Raw genomic sequence first — 19,500 nt, 5'->3', positions numbered from 1 at the left:
AATTCGCAGTACCGCATCGAGGCAGCAACCGTCCAATGGAGCGGTCAGGACCCCTTTTTGCCCAAAGGGAATGCGGCAGTGATTTTGGTTGAGGAATGCTCATTTCAATTCCTATGCATTCACATAAAAGGCGAGTGGCGCGATTTACTCCGCGCCTGAACTCCGATTGATTCCGATTGATTCCAATCCATCAGCGGGTCTCGCCATCAATAAATAGGAGACATCAAAATGCCAGTGTCCAGACTTTTCCCCGCAGTATTCACGCAAACAGGAGCACGCCATGAGTAACCCTTCGGCAACGCTCTCGCCCAACCAGTCGTCGGACTCCAAGCGCTGGTACCAACTGATCGCCGGCGTGGTCTGCATGATCGCCACCGCCAACATCCAGTACGCCTGGACGCTGTTCGTACCGGAAATCGAGGAGACCTACGGCTGGCCGCGCGCGCAGATTCAGGTCGCCTTCACGCTGTTCGTGCTCGTGCAGACCTGGCTCGCGCCGATCGAGGGTTACTTCATCGACAAGTTCGGGCCCCGGCTGATGGTCGCGTTCGGCGCGATCATGATCGGCGCCGCATGGGTCATCAACGCGCAGGCCACCACGCTGATGGGCTTCTACCTTGGCGCGGCCGTTGGCGGCATCGGTGTGGGCTCGATCTACGCCACCTGTATCAATAACGCGCTCAAGTGGTTCCCGGATCGGCGCGGTCTTGCGGTCGGCCTGACGGCGGGCGGCTACGGTGCTGGCTCCGCGGCCACCATCCTGCCGATCGCGTCGATGATCGAGTCCGCCGGCTATCAGGAGACCTTCCTGTTCTTCGGTCTGCTGCAGGGCTCCATCGCGTTTATCGCGGCCTGGTTCCTGCGCGCCCCGAAGTCCACCGAGGTGCGTGCGTCGAGCAAGCTGGCGCAGGCCACGCGCGACTACACGCTCAAGGAGGCGATGAGCACCAAGCTGTTCTGGCTGATGCTCGTTATGTTCGTGCTCGTGGTCACCGGCGGCATGATGGCCGTGGCACAGCTCGGCGTCATCGCCAAGGATCTCGGCGTCAAGGAGTTCAAGGTCGACCTCCACTTCTTCGTGATGGCGGCACTGCCGCTCGCGCTGATGCTGGACCGGATCATGAACGGTATCTCGCGACCGTTGTTCGGCTGGATCTCGGACAACATCGGCCGAGAGAAAACCATGGTCATCGCGTTCACGCTCGAAGGTTTGGGCATCATCGCGCTGGGCTATTTCGGCAGCAATCCGTACGCGTTCCTGATCCTGTCCGGAGTCGTGTTCCTGGCGTGGGGCGAGGTGTATTCGCTGTTCTCCGCGCTGGCCGGCGATGCCTTCGGCACCAAGCACATCGGCAAGATCTACGGCGTGCTGTACACGGCCAAGGGTATCGGCGCACTGTTCGTACCGATCGGCAACCTGATGATGGAAGCCACGGGCACGTGGTCGACGGTGCTCTACACCGTCGCCGCGATGGACTTGACCGCGGCGGTTCTCGCCCTCGTCGTGTTACGACCCGTACTGGCGGAACACGTCGCGTCCTCCAAGCGGTTGTTCAAGGAGGAGTCCACCTCCTCGGCCGGCGTGCAGGTTGGCGCCTGATGGGTTGGCGTCGGATGGGTTGGCGCCTGATGGGTTGGCGTCGGATACCCGGCGGTGACGCAAGCCGGTCTGGCTGACCGGTTGCGGCGATTGCGAAAAAAAGCGGGCTTCGAAAGAAGTCCGCTTTTTTCACGTCCGGCACGCTGTGCGGCCAATGTCTCAGATTCGCGTCTCACATTCACACGCACTACAGTGATACATCGTGCTACCGGAACTCCGGCGCGTTTTCACGCGTCGTACCTTCCAGATCACCTTTGACGCACACCGACATCCCGCACTGTCATCAAGGAGCCAGCATGTCCACCACCCTCGCAGCCGATCTGATCACCGCCGTCCTCGCCAATGCTGGCGTGCAACGCATCTACGGCGTGGTCGGCGACAGCCTCAATGGCATCACGGAATCGCTGCGCAAACGCGAGGACATCGACTGGATCCACACGCGCCACGAAGAAGCCGCCGCGTTTGCGGCCGGTGCCGAGGCGCATCTGACCGGCGAACTCGCGGTCTGCGCGGGGAGTTGCGGGCCCGGCAACCTGCATCTGATCAACGGGCTGTTCGATTGCCATCGCTCGCGCGTGCCGGTGCTGGCGATTGCCGCGCATATTCCGAGCGCGGAGATCGGTCGCAACTACTTTCAGGAAACGCATCCGGAGAACCTGTTCCGCGAATGCAGCCACTACTGCGAGCTCGTGACCAGCGTGGAGCAACTGCCGGGAGTGCTGGAGACCGCGATCCGTACCGCGGTCGGCAAACGCGGTGTCGCGGTCATCGTGATTCCCGGGGACGTTGCGCTGCGGCAAGTCTCGGCCGGGATGTCCGCGCCCGCTGCGTTGATCCCGAAAGAACCGGTGGTGGTGCCCGACGGTGCATCGTTGTCCGTGCTGGCCGGCATGCTCAAGGACGCCGGCAAGATCACGATGCTGTGCGGGCGCGGCTGCGCGGGCAGTCATGACCAGGTCGTCAAGCTCGCGGAAACACTCAAGGCCCCGATCGTTCATGCGCTCGGCGGCAAGGAATACATTGAGTACGACAATCCGTACGACGTCGGCATGACTGGGCTGATCGGCTTCAGCTCAGGCTATCACGCGATGGAGAATTGCGACACGCTGCTGATGCTCGGCACCGACTTCCCGTATCGCCAGTTCTATCCGTCGCACGCGAAGATCATCCAGATCGATGTCCGCGCGGAAAACCTGGGCCGCCGCACGCGCCTCGACCTCGGTCTGGTCGGCGATGTCGGCGCGACGCTCGACGCGCTGCAACCGTTGCTCACCGCCAAGACCGACAGCGCCCACCTCGATGCCTGCGTGAAGCACTACCGCACCGCCCGCAAGGAACTCGACGACCTCGCCAGCGGCGACAGCGGCCGCAAGCCGATCCATCCGCAACACGTCGCCAGACTACTCAGCGAGAAGGCGTCCGAAGACGCGGTCTTCACGTTCGACGTCGGCACCCCGACGATCTGGGCCGCGCGCTATCTGCGCATGAACGGCAAACGCCGCCTGATCGGATCGCTCGCCCACGGCTCGATGGCCAACGCGCTACCACAGGCCATCGGCGCCCAATCCGCCTATCCGCAACGCCAGATCATCAGCATGTCCGGCGACGGCGGCTTCGCCATGATGATGGGCGACTTCCTCACGCTCACGCAGCAAAAGCTGCCGGTGAAAGTGGTGATCTTCAACAACAGCGTACTGGGCTTCGTCGCCCTGGAAATGAAAGCCGCCGGTCTGCTGGAAACCGGCACCACGCTAGAGAACCCCGACTTCGGCGCCATGGCCCGCGCGATAGGCATCTTCGGCCAACGCGTAGACGACCCCAAAGACCTCCCCGAAGCCATCGACAAACTCCTACGCCATGACGGCCCCGCATTGCTGGACGTAGTCACCAACACCCAAGAACTGGCCATGCCACCCGCACTCAAAGCAGAGCAAGTAAAAGGCTTCAGCCTATGGGCGCTAAAAGCCGTAATGAACGGCCGCGCGGATGAACTGGTGGAGTTGGCGAAGACGAATTTGTTGCGGTAGTCACCGCGCTCAAGCAATCAAACGGTCGCTTCGGCCGTCGTCGACGCATCCCCAAATTGTTGAGCGAAAGCGCGCAGCTTCGCCGACAGATTTTGGTGATGCGTCATTTGTTTCTCTGCCGCGTCCTTCGCGAACTCGGCACTGATGTCGTAGTCGGCCTGACATCTGATGCGCTTCATTGCGAGCAGAATGTAGGCAATCGACTTGGCATACGAGCCTTCCTGAAGCTCATAGCGCTTCATCAATGCCTCGTGCGAGCCCATCTTCAGATTGCTATTGTCTGGACAGCGGTGTGCCTGCGCTTGGCACGCATGGTAAGCCGCGTAGTAAAGGCGCGACGCACCATTACGCCACTCGATCTCCGTGACCCCTTGAATCAGTTGCCGCGCGAAACGCTCGAAGTCCGTTGCGCTGACGGTCATTTTGCGGCCCCAGGCTGAAGATCGTGGTACGTCGTCACGGGAAGGCAGCACAGACTCATAAGCTCAGACCCCGTCTTGTCGAACCGCTCAACAAGGCGGTCGGCAATAGCCCAGTCCAGCGCGGCACACTCCTTCACAGAGCGGTCCACATGAAAATGATGCATGACGGAGCCATCAGGCATGATGGCGCGCGAAAATCGCAGTGGCCCCGCACCCGCATCTACGAGCACCCCCACTGCAACATTGAAAACCTCCTGCAATGTCGCCTCTGTATAGCCATGTTCATCGCGAAGCCGCATCAGGTTCTCGACGACGCTGGTATCAAAGGCGCAAGCATTGAATCTGGGCGCGTGATCACGACGTCCACTGCCTTCCTGACACACGGCGAGAGCATCCTCAAACCGGAACGCGTAGACATAAGCAAGCAGCATCGCCGTCAGCACTTGAAGATCGCCCCTAAAGCGGCCACGGCATCGGTCCGCAACCTTGGCCGCCGCATCAATTTCGGCAAGATGGAGAAAGGTGCTGATCAAGTTGATGTGCAGCGCTGGAGAGACCGGGTTCATGTGCACCGCATTCCGTGCGGCATCGAGCGCTCCATCGCGATCCATCCGCAGAACTCGAGCCAGCGAGATGGCATGAAAGCACGTCGCCAAATCACTACCCGGCTGCTGCCGCAGCCGATTCAGGCTGGCTTCAATACGGCGCACTTCAAAGTCATCCGGCAACCGTTGCGTCATCATGTCGATGAGCCGGTTGGCGTAGTTCATCTCTCGAGTTTGTGGGTCAATGGCTTGCATCAGTGGGTTGCGCTTATCTGCACGTCTAGTTCGACAGCCGCGCATTGTTCCCTTATTTCTACACGACTTACATCGGCGAAAAACGAATTGCAACGAGCGTCGTCAAAGAACCGACAAACACAGAGCGGCCGGGCAGTGAAGCTTGCGAAGATGAGTCTGCCCCGCTAACCTGCGCACTCAAATGGGTCGCGACTACGTGGCCGGCGCTGGGCTCCGAGGACTACCTTGGGGCCCCTCTGCTTCCATGAGCGATTCGAATATGAAGCAAGAAACGACAATGCCCGCATGGCGCGGGCATTGAATGTTCTGACAAAGACTACAGAGGCCGTCGCGTCCGCACGATCCGATCAGCATTGCCCCTTTTTCGCTTTGCCCGGCGGGCAGAAGGACTCGTTGCCGTACTGATCCACGCGGCAATTGCCCTTCTTCGCCTGCCCCGGCGGACAGCCCGGCCCGCCCGCCGGTTCGTCATGGGGGTACGGCGCAACAACGCAACCGCTCAACAACACGGCGCAGGCGGCAACGATCAACAGCAACGGCTTCATACTCTTCTCCCTTGTTTTGAGGGCCAAGGATACCAACGCCACAACCTCGGTTCTGTAACGTTTGGTGATGAAACTACCGCTTGATTCGCGACCGTTTCCTCCTCGCCATTGCCCCCCCGCACAACGCCTTACAGAACATCGGAACAATGGAACCAAAAATAAAAAAGCCGTCCAGATGGACGGCTTCGCATTGCTTTGATACATGTTCTTGGCGGAGAGAAGGGGATTCGAACCCCTGATAGGCTATTAACCTATACACGCTTTCCAGGCGTGCGACTTCAACCACTCATCCATCTCTCCGGGAAGTCGGCGATTATAGCAGAGCCGCATGGCTTGTCCAGAGCCGCCCTACCCCCGCCGCAGATAACTCACCAGCCGGTCGATCACCGGCGCATTCCGTGGCGTAATCAAGCTCACAATGATCGCCGCCGCAAACCCCGCTGGCACGCCGAAAGCACCTGATGCAATCGGGTCCACGCCGAACCAGCGGTTGCCGAAGATGCCCGTAATGCGCGTAAAGAACGGATAGTTGACGAAGATGTAATAGACCGCGACCGCCAGCCCCGTGGCCATGCCGGCCACCGCTCCCGCCGCCGTGGTGCGGCGCCAGAAGATCGCCAGCACCAGCACCGGGAAGAAGCTCGACGCCGCCAGCGAGAATGCCGCGCCTACCAGGAACAGGATATTGCCCGGCCGCAGCGATGTCACGTACGACGCGAACAACGCCACCCCCAGCAGCACGATCTTGGCCGTGGTCACGCGCCGCTGATGGCTCGCCTGCCGGTCGACCATGTGATAGTAGACATCGTGCGACAGCGCATTGGCGATCGTCAGCAGCAGACCATCCGCGGTAGACAGCGCCGCCGCCAGCGCCCCCGCCGCGATCAAACCCGAGATCACGTACGGCAGCCCCGCAATCTCCGGCGCCGCCAGCACGATCATGTCGGGCTGGATCAGCACCTCGGCCCACTGCACGATGCCATCGCCGTTCACATCCTTGATGCCGAACACCGGTGGATCGACCTTGCGCCACTGCACCACCCATTGCGGCAAATCGCCATACGACGTGCCAACCAGATGGTGGAAGAACTCGTACTTGACCAGCGCCGCAAGCGTCGGCGCGGAGACATAGAGCAGTGCGATAAAGAACACCGCCCACGCCACCGAGTTACGACTCTCGCGCACCGACGGCGTCGTATAGAGTCGCGTCAAGATATGCGGCAGGCTCGCGGTGCCCAGCATCAGACAGAACACCAACAGCACAAAATTCAATCGCTTGCTCTGACGCTCCTCCTCGGTGGCCGCCGGATACGGTTCGGTCGACGACGTGGCCGGTTGACTGCGTGCCAGCGCCTCGTCGCGCTGCAGCGTCCATTGCTGGAGCGCATCGGCCGCATCAACCGGAAAAGTCGCGCGCTCGCGCTCCACGGTCTTGATCTCGCGCAGCGGCGCATTACGCTCGCGCAATTCCAGCAAACGCGCATCGAGCGCCGCGCGGTCCTCGAAGAACGACTGCGGCAGCCGCGCGATGCGCTCGTCGAGCGCCCCCGCCTGCCGCCGGAAAATCTCGCGCACCTGATTCTCGGCCGGCGCCTGTCGTAGCTCCTGCTCCTGCTTGTCCAATTGGCTCAACAGCGAGCCATAACTGACCTGCGGCAGCACCTCGCCATGATGCTTCCAGGCGATCAGCGACACCGTCAGCAGAAACGCCACAATGAGCATGATGTACTGCGCCACCTGCGTCCACGTCACCGCGCGCATGCCGCCGAGAAACGAGCAGACCAGAATGCCCGCGAGCCCGAAGAACACGCCCACCGCAAACTCCACGCCGATAAAGCGCGTGACGATCAGCCCCACACCCTGAATCTGCGCCACCAGATAGACGAACGAACACAGTGACGCGGCCAGCACCGCAATCGCGCGCACGGGCATATTTCCGCCCGGTTTGCCATTGCCATAACGCGCCGCCAGAAAATCGGGAATCGTATAGCCGCCGTATTTGCGCAGGTATGGCGCCAGCAGGAACGCAACCAGGCAATAGCCGCCGGTCCAGCCCATCACATAGGCAAGCCCTTCATAGCCCGATGCGAACAGAATGCCCGCCAGCCCGATAAACGACGCCGCGCTCATCCAGTCCGCGGCAATCGCCATGCCGTTGAACATCGCGGGCACACGCCGTCCCGCGACGTAGTACTCGTTGAGGTCGGAAGTCCGGCAGATCAGCCCGATGCACGCATAGATCGCGATCGTGACGAACAGGAACACATAGCCGAGCCACAACGCATCGGCGTTGGAATGCTCGAGCAGGCCCATCATCGCGACGAAGCCGAGCAGCCCTAGCGTGAAGAGGCTGTAGTAGAGCAACAGCCGACGGCGGAATCGCGACTGGAGATCAGACATAGGCAATGCGCATGAGGCTTAGGCGATATTCGGCAAGCAGGAAAACGCCCCTCTCCCGCATCGCGGCAGAGGGGCGCATGGCGCGCATTGGCGCATTGCACGCAGAGAGGACTTATTGCGGACTTACTGCGCCTGCTTCAGCTGATCGAGAATCGCCGGATTCTCGAGCGTGGACGTGTCCTGCGTGATCTCTTCGTTCTTGGCCAGCGACCTCAGCAGACGGCGCATGATCTTGCCCGAACGCGTTTTGGGCAGATTGTCGCCAAAGCGGATGTCCTTCGGCTTGGCGATCGGGCCGATCTCCTTGCCCACCCAATTACGCAGCTCCGCGGCAATCTTCACGGCCTCGTCGCCCGTCGGACGCGAGCGCTTCAACACCACGAACGCGCAGATCGCCTCGCCGGTCATATCGTCGGGACGCCCGACCACCGCGGCTTCGGCCACGATCGGGTTGGCCACCAGCGCGGACTCGATCTCCATCGTGCCCATGCGGTGCCCCGACACGTTCAGCACGTCATCGATGCGGCCCATGATCGTGAAGTAGCCAGTCTCCTTGTCGCGAATCGAGCCATCGCCGGCGAGGTACAGCTTGCCGCCGAGTTCTTCGGGGAAGTAGCTCTTCTTGAAGCGCTCCGGATCGCCCCAGATCGTGCGGATCATCGACGGCCACGGACGCTTGACGACCAGAATGCCACCACTGCCGTTTGCCACATCCTGCCCGGTCTCATCGACGATCGCCGCCATGATGCCCGGCAGCGGCAGCGTGCACGAACCCGGCACCAGCGGCGTGGCGCCCGGCAACGGCGTGATCATGTGCCCGCCGGTCTCGGTCTGCCAGAACGTATCGACGACCGGACAACGCTCGCCGCCAATATTCTTGTAGTACCACATCCATGCTTCGGGATTGATCGGCTCGCCCACCGTACCGAGCAGGCGCAGGCTCGACAGGTCGTACTGGCGCGGATGTACCTTCTCGTCGGCTTCCGCGGCCTTGATCAGCGAGCGGATCGCGGTCGGCGCGGTGTAGAAGATCGATACCTTGTGACGCTGGATCATGTCCCAGAAACGTCCAGCATTCGGGAACGTCGGCACACCCTCGAACACGATCTGCGTCGCGCCGGCCGCCAGCGGGCCATACGCAATGTAGGTATGGCCGGTCACCCAGCCGATGTCCGCGGTACACCAGAACAGGTCGTCGGGCTTGATGTCGAACGTCCAGTTCATCGTCATCAGCGCCCACAGCAGATAGCCGCCCGTGCTGTGCTGCACGCCCTTCGGCTTGCCGGTGGACCCCGACGTGTACAGCACGAACAGCGGATGCTCGGCGTCCACCGGTTCCGGCGCGCACGTATCGGGCTGACCCGCTGCCACGTCTTCCATCCAGCGATCGCGGCCTTCGGTCCAGCCCACCTTGCCACCGGTGCGGCGATACACCACCACATGCTTCACGGCCTCGCAGCCACCGAGCGCGAGCGCTTCGTCGGCAATCGCCTTGAGCGGCAGCGCCTTGCCGCCGCGCATCTGCTCGTCGGCGGTGATCAGCGCCACCGCGCCCACATCCACCAGACGTTCCTGCAGGGACTTCGCCGAGAACCCGCCGAATACCACCGAATGCGTGGCGCCGATGCGCGCGCAGGCCTGCATGGCCACCACGCCCTCGACCGACATCGGCATGTAAATTACGACGCGATCGCCCTTCTTGATGCCGAGCGCCTTCAGGCCATTGGCGAAGCGACTGACGCGCGCCAGCAGCTCGTTGTAGCTCACGCGCGAGACGGTACCGTCGTCGGCCTCGAACACGATGGCGATCTTGTCGCCCTTGCCCTTCTCGATATTGCGCTCGAGGCAGTTGTACGAGGCATTGATCTGCCCATCCTCGAACCACTTGTAGAACGGCGCGTTGCTCTCGTCGAGCACCTTCGTAAACGGCTTGTGCCAGTGCAGCAATTCGCGCGCGTGACGTGCCCAGAAACCCTCGTAGTCTTTCGCGGCCTCGTCGCACAGCGCCTGGTAGGCCTCCATGCTGGGAATCGCGGCGGTCTTGGCAAACGACTCCGGCGGATTGAATACGCGATGCTCCTGCATCACCGACTCGATGGCGGACATGAGGTTGTCTCCTGGTTCTGGATGGAATGCTTTTGGCTGCAAGGTACGCCCGGCGGCTTACTTAAACCTGACTGTCCTGACTGTTCCACCTGATGCTGGAACCCTGGCCGCGCGCGCATGTGCAGTTGTCGCCATTAGGCTAGCACAGCCTCCCATCACAAACGATAGCCTCGGCGTCACGACATTGCGCTCGGATTAACGATAGGGAAAACGAGCATCAGACGGTACAATCGACGCCGCTCTGAATGTCTGCCATCCAACTCCCGTTTTCACAATGGCCCACACTCCTCGGCTGCGTCCGATCCCCAGCATCATCTTCGCCTCGCGCTGGCTGCAACTGCCGCTGTATCTCGGCCTGATCGTCGCGCAGGGCGTCTACGTCTATCACTTCCTGATCGAGGTCTGGCATCTGGTCTCGCACGCGAGCAGCTTCGATGAGGCCAAGATCATGCTGGTCGTGCTCGGGCTGATCGACGTCGTGATGATCTCCAACCTGCTGATCATGGTGATCGTCGGCGGTTACGAGACCTTCGTTTCACGCCTCGGCATCGACAACCATCCCGATGAGCCGGAATGGCTCGACCACGTCAACGCGGGCGTGCTCAAGGTCAAGCTGTCGATGGCGCTGATCGGTATCTCGTCGATCCACCTGCTCAAGACGTTCATCGACGCCGAACAGCGCACGACCCATACGATCATGTGGCAGGTCATCATCCACGTGGCGTTCCTGTTCTCCGCCGTCGCCATGGCGTGGGTGGACCGCATGACGTCGCACCCGGCAATGCCCCACGACGCGGCCGGCACCCCAGCCACGCCCGCCACCGCCGACCACTGACACCCGCCGGGCGGCCCATCGCCGCCCGATGTCGCCCCGAGCCCACATCGGGGCGACCCTGGCACTGTCTACGCGTGTATGCAACCGGGCAGCCGGGCCGCGCTCGGTGTATCATCCCGGGCTGTGTTTCCCCGCAGCCCCTCCCCATAAAATGACAGTCATCAAGCAAGAAGACCTCATCCAGAGCGTCGCCGATTCCCTGCAGTACATCAGCTATTACCATCCGATGGACTACATCACCAGCCTGGGCCGCGCCTATGAGCTGGAGCAGAGTCCGGCCGCAAAGGATGCGATCGCGCAGATCCTGACCAACAGCCGCATGTGCGCCGAGGGCAAGCGCCCGCTGTGCCAGGACACCGGCATCGTCACGATCTTCGTCAAGGTGGGGATGGACGTGCGCTGGGACGGCGCCACCATGGGCCTGACGGACATGATCAACGAAGGCGTGCGTCGCGGTTACACGCACCCCGACAACGTGCTGCGCGCATCGATCGTGAACCCGCCCGAAGGTGGTCGCAAGAACACCAAGGACAACACCCCGGCCGTGATCCACTACGAAGTGGTCCCCGGCAACACCGTGGATATCCAGGTCGCGGCCAAGGGCGGCGGCTCGGAGAACAAGTCCAAGTTCGTGATGCTGAATCCGTCGGACTCGATCGTTGACTGGGTCCTCAAGACCGTGCCGACGATGGGCGCCGGCTGGTGCCCGCCCGGCATGCTGGGCATCGGCATCGGCGGCACCGCCGAGAAGGCCATGGTCATGGCCAAGGAATCGCTGATGGAGTCGATCGACATCCAGGACCTGATCGCGCGCGGTCCGAAGGACTGGATCGAAGAGATGCGTATCGAGCTGTTCGAGAAGGTCAACGCGCTCGGTATCGGCGCGCAGGGCCTGGGCGGCCTCGCCACCGTGCTCGACGTCAAGATCATGGGCTATCCGACCCACGCGGCTTCCAAGCCGGTGGCGATGATCCCGAACTGCGCCGCCACGCGCCACGTGCATTTCACGCTTGACGGCAGCGGCCCGGCCCAGCTGGAAGCACCGGACCTGTCGGCCTGGCCGAAGGTGGAATGGGCACCGGACACCGAAACCTCGAAGCGCGTCGACCTGAACACGCTCACGCCCGAGGAAGTCGCCTCGTGGAAGCCGGGCCAGACGCTGCTGCTGAACGGCAAGATGCTGACCGGCCGTGACGCCGCGCACAAGCGCATCGCCGACATGCTGGCCAAGGGCGAGAAGCTGCCCATCGACTTCACCAACCGCGTGATCTACTACGTCGGCCCCGTGGATCCGGTGCGCGACGAAGTGGTCGGCCCGGCTGGCCCCACCACCGCCACGCGCATGGACAAGTTCACCGAGACCATGCTGGCGGAAACCGGCCTGATCTCGATGATCGGCAAGGCCGAGCGCGGCCCGGTGGCCATCGAAGCGATCAAGAAGCACAAGTCGGCCTACCTGATGGCCGTGGGCGGCGCCGCCTACCTGGTGTCGAAGGCGATTCGTGGCGCCAAGGTACTGGCCTTCGAAGATCTCGGCATGGAAGCCATCTACGAGTTCGACGTCAAGGACATGCCCGTGACCGTCGCCGTGGACAGCACCGGTACGTCGGTCCACAAGACCGGCCCCGCGGAATGGCAGGCCAAGATCGGCAAGATCCCCGTCGCCACCGCCTGATAGCTGCTTGACCTCTCCGCTTGAACCCTCTCCCGCCGGGAGAGGGTCCTCCCCGATCGGCGTCTTCGATTCCGGCCTCGGCGGCCTCTCCGTGCTGCGAGAGATCCGCGCGCTGCTGCCGCACGAATCGTTGCTATATGTCGCCGACTCGCGCCACGCGCCCTACGGCGAAAAACCCGAATCATTCGTCGAAGCGCGCACGCTGCAAGCGTGCGACTGGCTGATCGCGCAAGGCTGCAAGGCATTGGTCATCGCCTGCAATACCGCGACCATGCATGCGGTGCAGGCAGTGCGCGCGCGCTTCCCCACACTGCCGGTCATCGGCGTGGAACCGGGCCTCAAACCCGCGGCCGCGGCCAGTCATAGCAAGGTGGTCGGCGTACTGGCCACCGCCAGCACGCTCAAGAGCGACAAATTCAACCGCCTGCTCACGTCATTGCAGCAGGACAGCCGCTTCGTATGCGAAGCAGGCCTCGGCCTCGTACCGCTGATCGAACAAGGCGATATCTCCAGCCCCGACATGCGAGCGCGCCTGCAAACGCTGCTCGCGCCCATGCTCGACGCCGGCGCCGATACGCTGGTGCTCGGCTGCACGCACTACCCGTTCCTGACGCGGACTATCCGCGAGATGGTTGGCGAGCGTCTCGCCATCGTCGATACCGGCGTGGCCATCGCACGCCAGCTCGCGCGCAAGCTCGCCGAGTTCGATCTGGCCGCGGCACCCGATGCCGCGCCGCGCGATCGCTATGTGTCCACGCGCGATGCCGCGCACCTGCGTTCGATGGCCGCGGCACTGCTCGGCGTCGATGCCGAGGCCGAAACCGTGGTGATCGGGACCGACCGCCCTGCTGCGTAAACTACTGCGTAAAGCCCAGCGGCCGATGTTGCCGCACCTCCGGCTTGACCGCATGCTCCTGCCGTAGCTGCGCCAGAAACTCATCGGCGGTCAGCGCCTCGCCCAGCACCGCCACCTGCCGCTTGACCGTGGCAAAGTCGCCCGGCGTCAGACAGTCCATCGACTGCAACTCGGCGCGAATCGCATCGGTCAGCCCCGCCTCGTCGCCCTCGAGCGCCTCCTCGACGAACATCCGCACGCGCTGCGCGGGCTCCAGTGCCAGAAAGCGGATCTTGAACGAGAAGCGGCGCAACGCGGCCTCGTCGATGCGATCGAACAGATTTGTGGTGCAGATGAAGATGCCGTTGAAACGCTCCATGCCCTGCAGCATCTCGTTGACCTCCGACACCTCGTAATTGCGCACCGCACGCTGGCGGCTCTGCATAAAGCTGTCGGCTTCGTCGAGCAGCAGCACCGCGCCATCTTCCTCCGCGCGCGCGAACATCGCGGCGATCTGCTGCTCGGTCTCGCCGACGTACTTGCTCATCAGGTCCGAGGCGCGGCGAATCATCAGCGGCAGGTCGAGCGCGCTCGCGATATGTTCGGCCAACGCGGTCTTGCCGGTGCCCGGCGGCCCATAGAAGCACAGCGTGCCGCGCTGACGCGCGCCCAGCGCCTGAATGATCTTGTCCACCGCAAAGCGCGTCTCGAGGTGCAGGTTGTCGAGCCGGTAGTGGGTCACCACCGGGCGCGCCTCGGCTTCCGGCCGCATGCCCATTGCACGATCGGCATGCTCGAGCTGCCGCAGGATCAACGCCTCGGTCGGCTCCTCCACGCTGGGCCGCGCGAGCTCGACAAAGCGCGCCGCCGATTGCACCTGCGCTGGCGTCAGCGTCTTGCGCGCGGCCAGCGTGGCGATGAACGCATCGCTCACGTCGAGCGCGCCAAGGTGTTTGCGGATGATGTTCTCGCGCACCAGCGGCGGCGGAATCTTGAGTTCCAGATGAAACTGGAAGCGCCGCAGATAGGCCGGGTCGATCTGCCGGATCGAGTTCGAGATCCAGATCACCGGCACCGGATTCTGCTCGAGCGTCTGGTTGACCCACGCCTTGCCGTTGACCGATGCCCGCGTGTCCTCCTGACCGAACAGACTCATCAGTTCGCGCGCGCTGCCCGGAAACACGTCCTCCACCTCGTCGAACAACAGCGCGGTGCGCGGCCGCCCTCGCAGGAAGGCCTGAGAAACCTGTAGCGAACGATAGCGGTCGCGCCCCGACAGGCTGTTGCCGTCACGATCGAGGCAATCCACCTCGTACAGCTCGCACCCGGCCTCGCGCGCGATCAACCGCGCAAACTCGGTCTTGCCGGTTCCGGGTGGCCCGTAGATCAGCACGTTGACGCCCGCGGCATTCTGCCGCGTGGCATTGCCGAGCAGCGCGGACAGATAGCGCGCATCGGTCTCCACGTGCGGATAGTCGCCGGTGCCCAGCGTCGGCGCCGCCGCCGGCCGCGTGAACACCGCCATCATCTCGGCTTCGGTCGCATAGTTGCCCAGCAACACGTGCAGCAGGCGGTCGGACAAACGCATCAGGTCGCCGAGGTCGGTCACGCTGTTCTCGGGCAGCGGCTGCTCGATCAGGTTCAGCGTCTCCAGCCGCGAGCCGGGCCGCAACGACATCGCCACGTCCGCGGCGCTGGCGCCGGTCAGCCCCGCCAGAATCTGGAACGCCTCCTGACTGTGCGCCACCTTGCAGTCAACCATCACCGCGCGCAGATCGCGTTTGTATTTGGCCAGCGCGGCGTAGAGCAGCAGCTTGCGCTCGTGCTCGGGCAGGTTCAGCACGTGGCTCAGCATGTCGATATTGCGGACCAGCAACACGCGCTCGCCCTGCAGCCGCCCGGCGATCGATGCCGCGGACGCGTCGAACACCGCGAACATGTCCTTCGCGTGGTGCTTCACGTATTCGTCGAGGTAGTAGAACAACGCGCTTTCGTCGAACGCGCTGTTCCATTGACCATGGCGGTCGAGGAATTCTTCGGGCGTCAGGCGCGACGCGCCCTTCCACGATGGCATGTCGGCGCAGCGCGCGGCCAGGAAGCGCTGGACGCGCAGGACCACGCCGTACGGCCACACCATTTCCTGCGCGCTCACGGTCAGCACGTCGTTGATGTTGCTGCGCAGGTTGAAGCGCGGGCCCAGTGTGCAGACCACGCGCAGCGCGAACTGCGCGCACATCCAGTCGAGCGCGGAACTCGACGCGCTCGTCCCGGGACGGAGCAGCGTGGAGCGATCGTCTTCGGCGAAGCGTGTGAAGTCCATGCCAGTTCCCTTCGCTCGGGGGCGGCCGGCGGACCACAGCGCAGCGCGCCTGCCCGCCCCGGTTACGTTCGCGGTGTTTTCTCGCAGTCTGTTAATCCTAGCGCGCTTTCCAGTTTGCGTGGCATTCGCGAGAACCCGTGCGAGGCGCGTCGCACGGACGTTTGCCGTCTACGGTACGTGGCTGGCCCTGAAGAATCGGCCACGCACGATGCTGTCGGAATGATGTGCCGGGTGCATTGCACAATGTGCAACAAATAAGAATCATTTGCGTTTATACTATCGCGCTGATAACGCCGCCCCAGAGTGGCTCTTCCCCTTGGGATTCCCGTTTTTTACGGAGTGTCTTTTCGAAGCGCCTCTCTGAAGTCTTTTTGGAGCGTTATCATGGAACTGCTGCTTAGCCTGCTGGTTGGTTGTGGCATCTCGCTGATCCTGTTCTATCGCAAGTAACACTGACGCGATGGATACACACGGCACCCCTGTGTTGCCCTTCACATGTTCGATCAACGTTTTCTCAAGATCACCGTTGCTGTTCTGCTATTCCACGCGGGGCTGCTGTATCTGATTCAGAGCGGTCTCGGCCGCAAACTGACAGAAGCGATCATCGCGCCGGAAATCATCGCGCATATCATCCCGATGGAGCCGCCGAAGGCGCCGCCCGCCCCGGAGCCGCCGAAGGCCAAGCCTGAAACGCCGCCGAAGCAGGTGAAGGTGGTGACGCCGCGCCCGACGCCGCAACCGCCAAAGCCGACGCTGGAGCCCGTGCCGTCGCTGCCCCCGTCGCCGAACGCGATCGAGGCACCGCCCGCACCGCCGGCCCCGCCCGCACCCGAGCCCGCCCCTGCGCCCGCGCCGGTCAGCGCCGCCCCGCGCGCGATCGGTATTGGCGAGGTGCAATGCTCGCAGCCGGCACCGACCTATCCGCGTCAGTCGATTCGCCTCAACGAAACCGGCACGACGATGATTCGCCTGACGATCGACGAAGGTGGCCGCATCTCCAAGTCGAACATCACGCAGTCGAGCGGTTCGTCGCGCCTGGACGAAGCGGCTCTCGAAGCGGTGCGGCGCATGCGCTGCCAGCCCTATATGGACAATGGCCGGCCGATCTCGGTCACCGCGGTCCAGCCGATCAATTTCGAATTGAAGTAAGTGTCGGATTGAAGCAAGTGCCCGGCACCCCCTGAACCTCAAACACAGACTTATCAGGATCAACCATGCAGGAAATCGGACTCTCTCACCTCTGGACGCAAGGCGATTTCGTCATGCGTGCAACCGCCCTCATTCTGCTCGTCATGTCCCTCTTGTCCTGGATCGTGATTCTCACGAAGGCGTGGGATCTGTTCCGCCTCAAGAAGATGGCGCACGGCGCCGAGAAGCACTTCTGGCACTCGGACGAATTCGATCACGCGCTGGAAACGCTCGGCTCGAACGACAGCAATCCGTTCCGCATGCTCGCGTTGACCGGCAAGGAAGCCGCGCAACATCACCGCGCCAGCCAGCCGCAGCTGCACGACGCCATGGACATCTCGGACTGGCTGACGCGCTCGCTCAAGAGCTCGATCGACGAGGCCGTGTCACGCATGCAGTCGGGCCTGGCCGTGCTGGCCTCGGTAGGCTCCACCGCACCGTTCGTCGGCCTGTTCGGCACGGTGTGGGGCATCTACCACGCGCTGATCAATATTGGCGCGTCGGGCGTGCCGACCATCGACAAGGTAGCCGGCCCGGTGGGCGAAGCGCTGATCATGACCGCGTTTGGTCTGGCCGTGGCGATTCCCGCCGTGCTCGGCTATAACGCGCTGTCGCGCGGCAACAAGTCGGTGATCTCGAAGCTCAACCGCTTCGCCCACGATCTGCACGCCTACTTCATCACCGGTGCTCGCCTGCGTCTGAACACGCGCGGTGCCACCGCTGACGACGCTGCGGTGCGCCTCGCGGTCAAGAACTGAGCCGCACGGCCAGCTACAAGGAATACATCATGGCATTCGGCACGCTCGACGGGGACGATGACGAAGTGATGAGCGAGATCAACATGACGCCGCTGGTCGACGTCATGCTGGTGCTGCTGATCATCTTCATCATCACGATTCCCGTGATCAACCACGCGGTGAAGATCGACCTCCCGCGCGCGACCAACCAGCCCAACGACACCAAGCCACAGAACATCAACGTGGTGGTCGATGCGGCCGGCAAGGTCTACTGGAACCAGCAGGAGGTGGATCAGCCCACGCTGGAAGCCAACATCGCGCAGGCTGCGCAAATGGAACCGCAGCCGGAACTGCATCTGCGCGCCGACCGCGACGTTCGCTACGAGGCGGTGGCGGAAGTCATGGCCGCCGCGCAGCACGGTGGCCTGGGCAAGATCGGCTTCATCACCGAACCCAAGCGCTGAGCACGCTCAGGCAGGTTTCGCACCCCGAAAAAGGGCATCCACATGGATGCCCTTTTTTGTTTCCTGGTGCGCGATCAAACAATCGTGTAAATGCATGTGAACACGCTTGTAATGATAACGGTTCTCATTTAAGATCCATTCCATCGCGCAACCATTCGCTGTCTGAGGCTTGCGCCCAACGACCCATTTCAATCGATCACTGGATCCATTCGGGGATCAATCTGCGGAGAAGAACATGAGCACTCTCAGCCTGCCAATGCAGCAACCGCGAGAAGTCTCGCGTCGCCGTCTGTCGCTTCGTCGCGTGGAGGTTGCCCCGCAGCAGCCCCGTCGCGAGGCACCGTCGGCCATGGCTTCGGTCCGCTCCGCGGTTGCCGCCCTGCCCGCCCGCCTGGAAGCGCTGATGCGCGCGGAGACCGTGGCCCCCGCCCCGCAAACGACGGCACCGGCCATGGCGCTGGAATCGCTGATGCAAGGCGCGACGACGCTGCCGATCCTGCATAACGGCGACACCTACACGCTGCGCATCACGCGCTATGGGAAGTTGATCCTGACGAAGTAAGGGCTCCGGATCCGAGCGACAACGACCCCGCGGACATTGCGTCCGCGGGGTTTTTCATTTCAGCTCAGACGCCGAGTGCGGCGATGCCGGCGCGCGCGATCTGCGCGTCTTCGGTCGACTTCACGCCCGACACGCCCACGGCACCGACGTACTGGCCATTGACGACGATAGGCACGCCGCCTTCCAGCATGCCTTGCAGGTTCGGCGCGGTCATAAACGAGTAGCGACCGTTGTTGATCATGTCTTCGTAGATCTTGGACTCGCGGCGACCCATTGCGGCCGTGCGTGCCTTCTCGGTGGCGATGTATGCCGAGATCGGTGCCACGCCGTCGAGTCGTTGCAGAGCCAGCGGATGGCCGCCATCGTCCACCACGGCGATCGTGACAGCCCAGCTATGAAGCTTGGCTTCCGCCTCCGCGGCCGCAACAATCTTCTTCACGTCATCAGCTGTCAGTACGGTCTTTTGCTGCATACCCTCTCCTAAGGTGTGTCATCAAGGTCGAGGCCGCAGTATATCGTGCAGTGTGCGGGGTACCCGTGGCAATGCGCCATCGATCGTGCCGCCGCTCGCGAACATCGCACAAAAAAAGCCCGCCAGATGGCGGGCTTTTCCGATCGGGATGAAACCGTGCTCAGGCGCCGTCGGTGAACGAGTCGCGACGATCGGTCACGCGCGAACCGTCGGTGAACGGATCGGCCTGGCCATGAGCGCCATCGGGAACGTAGCCATCGCGATTGCTGATACGAGCGCCGTCGGTGTACGGATCGGGTGCGGAGACACGCCCAGCGGCGGCAAACAGGTTGTCGGCATTCACAGGAGCGGCAAAGGCTGAAGCGGAGGCCGCACCCAGTGCGAGAAGCGCGACGGAAGCAGCTGCGGTAGCGATGCGTTTGATAGTCATTTGGGAATCCTCTTTGTGCTGTCGTTGGTGACACGGCATCGTTGCAGTGCAGCAGCGATGTCACGAAAGCAGTGTAGGTGGA

General features: G+C 62.8%; 17 protein-coding genes and 1 tRNA gene. 9 read left to right on the top strand and 9 right to left on the bottom strand.

Going from position 1 to position 19,500, the window contains the following annotated elements; translation table 11 throughout:
- Nucleotides 1-280 precede the first annotated feature (280 nt).
- Nucleotides 281-1,600: an oxalate/formate MFS antiporter gene (gene oxlT / locus LDO41_RS01190; protein ID WP_223980818.1), complete on the top strand. Its 1,320-nt coding sequence runs from the start codon at nucleotides 281-283 to the stop codon at nucleotides 1,598-1,600.
- A 296-nt stretch (nucleotides 1,601-1,896) separates the two neighbouring features.
- Entirely contained in the window at nucleotides 1,897-3,627 is a 1,731-nt protein-coding gene (poxB, locus tag LDO41_RS01185; protein WP_223980801.1) for a ubiquinone-dependent pyruvate dehydrogenase, read from the top strand.
- A gap of 17 nt (nucleotides 3,628-3,644) precedes the next feature.
- Here poxB and LDO41_RS01180 read toward each other — a convergent pair whose 3' ends face one another.
- The 6 genes from LDO41_RS01180 to acs all read right to left on the bottom strand — a co-directional run bounded on the left by LDO41_RS01180 (nucleotide 3,645) and on the right by acs (nucleotide 9,900).
- Nucleotides 3,645-4,049, bottom strand: a complete 405-nt coding sequence (locus LDO41_RS01180) for a hypothetical protein (protein ID WP_223980799.1) — start codon at nucleotides 4,047-4,049, stop codon at nucleotides 3,645-3,647.
- Nucleotides 4,046-4,849, bottom strand: coding sequence for a hypothetical protein (locus LDO41_RS01175; RefSeq protein WP_223980798.1), 804 nt, complete (start codon nucleotides 4,847-4,849; stop codon nucleotides 4,046-4,048). Before LDO41_RS01175 ends, LDO41_RS01180 begins: the two co-directional genes overlap by 4 nt.
- Before the next feature lie 347 nt (nucleotides 4,850-5,196).
- Nucleotides 5,197-5,394 carry a hypothetical protein gene (locus LDO41_RS01170; protein ID WP_223980797.1) on the bottom strand — a complete coding sequence of 66 codons (198 nt, stop codon included), beginning with the start codon at nucleotides 5,392-5,394 and terminating at the stop codon, nucleotides 5,197-5,199.
- Between the two features lie 209 nt (nucleotides 5,395-5,603).
- Nucleotides 5,604-5,694 (bottom strand) — tRNA-Ser (locus LDO41_RS01165).
- 48 nt (nucleotides 5,695-5,742) lie between these two features.
- Nucleotides 5,743-7,794 carry a sodium:solute symporter family protein gene (locus LDO41_RS01160; RefSeq protein WP_223980796.1) on the bottom strand — a complete coding sequence of 684 codons (2,052 nt, stop codon included), beginning with the start codon at nucleotides 7,792-7,794 and terminating at the stop codon, nucleotides 5,743-5,745.
- Between the two features lie 123 nt (nucleotides 7,795-7,917).
- The gene (acs, locus tag LDO41_RS01155; RefSeq protein WP_223980795.1) at nucleotides 7,918-9,900 is read right to left on the bottom strand and encodes an acetate--CoA ligase; all 1,983 of its coding nucleotides are present in this window, start codon (nucleotides 9,898-9,900) and stop codon (nucleotides 7,918-7,920) included.
- Nucleotides 9,901-10,174: 274 nt separating this feature from the next.
- Between acs and LDO41_RS01150 the strand changes: the two genes are divergently transcribed.
- The 3 genes from LDO41_RS01150 to murI all read left to right on the top strand — a co-directional run bounded on the left by LDO41_RS01150 (nucleotide 10,175) and on the right by murI (nucleotide 13,266).
- A complete protein-coding gene (locus tag LDO41_RS01150; protein ID WP_223980794.1) occupies nucleotides 10,175-10,735 on the top strand; it encodes a TIGR00645 family protein in 561 nt (186 codons plus the stop codon).
- Between the two features lie 151 nt (nucleotides 10,736-10,886).
- A complete protein-coding gene (locus LDO41_RS01145; protein ID WP_223980793.1) occupies nucleotides 10,887-12,410 on the top strand; it encodes a fumarate hydratase in 1,524 nt (507 codons plus the stop codon).
- Between the two features lie 7 nt (nucleotides 12,411-12,417).
- The gene (gene murI / locus LDO41_RS01140; RefSeq protein ID WP_223980792.1) at nucleotides 12,418-13,266 is read left to right on the top strand and encodes a glutamate racemase; all 849 of its coding nucleotides are present in this window, start codon (nucleotides 12,418-12,420) and stop codon (nucleotides 13,264-13,266) included.
- A gap of 1 nt (nucleotide 13,267) precedes the next feature.
- Here the strand turns inward: murI and LDO41_RS01135 are convergent, their stop codons facing one another.
- Nucleotides 13,268-15,565: an AAA family ATPase gene (locus LDO41_RS01135; RefSeq protein ID WP_223980790.1), complete on the bottom strand. Its 2,298-nt coding sequence runs from the start codon at nucleotides 15,563-15,565 to the stop codon at nucleotides 13,268-13,270.
- Between the two features lie 495 nt (nucleotides 15,566-16,060).
- Here LDO41_RS01135 and LDO41_RS01130 point away from each other — a divergent pair, with 495 nt between their 5' ends.
- From LDO41_RS01130 to LDO41_RS01115, 4 genes are all read left to right on the top strand, one after another.
- On the top strand, nucleotides 16,061-16,714 hold the full coding sequence (locus LDO41_RS01130) for an energy transducer TonB (RefSeq protein ID WP_223980787.1): 654 nt from the start codon (nucleotides 16,061-16,063) through the stop codon (nucleotides 16,712-16,714).
- A gap of 65 nt (nucleotides 16,715-16,779) precedes the next feature.
- The gene (locus LDO41_RS01125; protein ID WP_223980786.1) at nucleotides 16,780-17,511 is read left to right on the top strand and encodes a MotA/TolQ/ExbB proton channel family protein; all 732 of its coding nucleotides are present in this window, start codon (nucleotides 16,780-16,782) and stop codon (nucleotides 17,509-17,511) included.
- A 29-nt stretch (nucleotides 17,512-17,540) separates the two neighbouring features.
- Nucleotides 17,541-17,954: an ExbD/TolR family protein gene (locus LDO41_RS01120; RefSeq protein WP_223980783.1), complete on the top strand. Its 414-nt coding sequence runs from the start codon at nucleotides 17,541-17,543 to the stop codon at nucleotides 17,952-17,954.
- Nucleotides 17,955-18,189: 235 nt separating this feature from the next.
- The gene (locus LDO41_RS01115; protein WP_223980778.1) at nucleotides 18,190-18,516 is read left to right on the top strand and encodes a hemin uptake protein HemP; all 327 of its coding nucleotides are present in this window, start codon (nucleotides 18,190-18,192) and stop codon (nucleotides 18,514-18,516) included.
- A 64-nt stretch (nucleotides 18,517-18,580) separates the two neighbouring features.
- On the opposite strand, the gene LDO41_RS01110 is transcribed toward LDO41_RS01115, so the two are convergent.
- Complete coding sequence (locus LDO41_RS01110) at nucleotides 18,581-18,988, bottom strand: GlcG/HbpS family heme-binding protein (protein WP_223980777.1); 408 nt, start codon at nucleotides 18,986-18,988, stop codon at nucleotides 18,581-18,583.
- A gap of 160 nt (nucleotides 18,989-19,148) precedes the next feature.
- Complete coding sequence (locus LDO41_RS01105) at nucleotides 19,149-19,418, bottom strand: hypothetical protein (RefSeq protein ID WP_223980775.1); 270 nt, start codon at nucleotides 19,416-19,418, stop codon at nucleotides 19,149-19,151.
- Nucleotides 19,419-19,500 lie beyond the last annotated feature (82 nt).

The sequence above is a fragment of the Cupriavidus pampae genome, assembly GCF_914271485.1.
Taxonomy (GTDB): domain Bacteria; phylum Pseudomonadota; class Gammaproteobacteria; order Burkholderiales; family Burkholderiaceae; genus Cupriavidus; species Cupriavidus pampae.
Note: the sequence above shows the minus strand (reverse complement) of the source record. Positions and strands in the feature narration are given on the sequence as shown.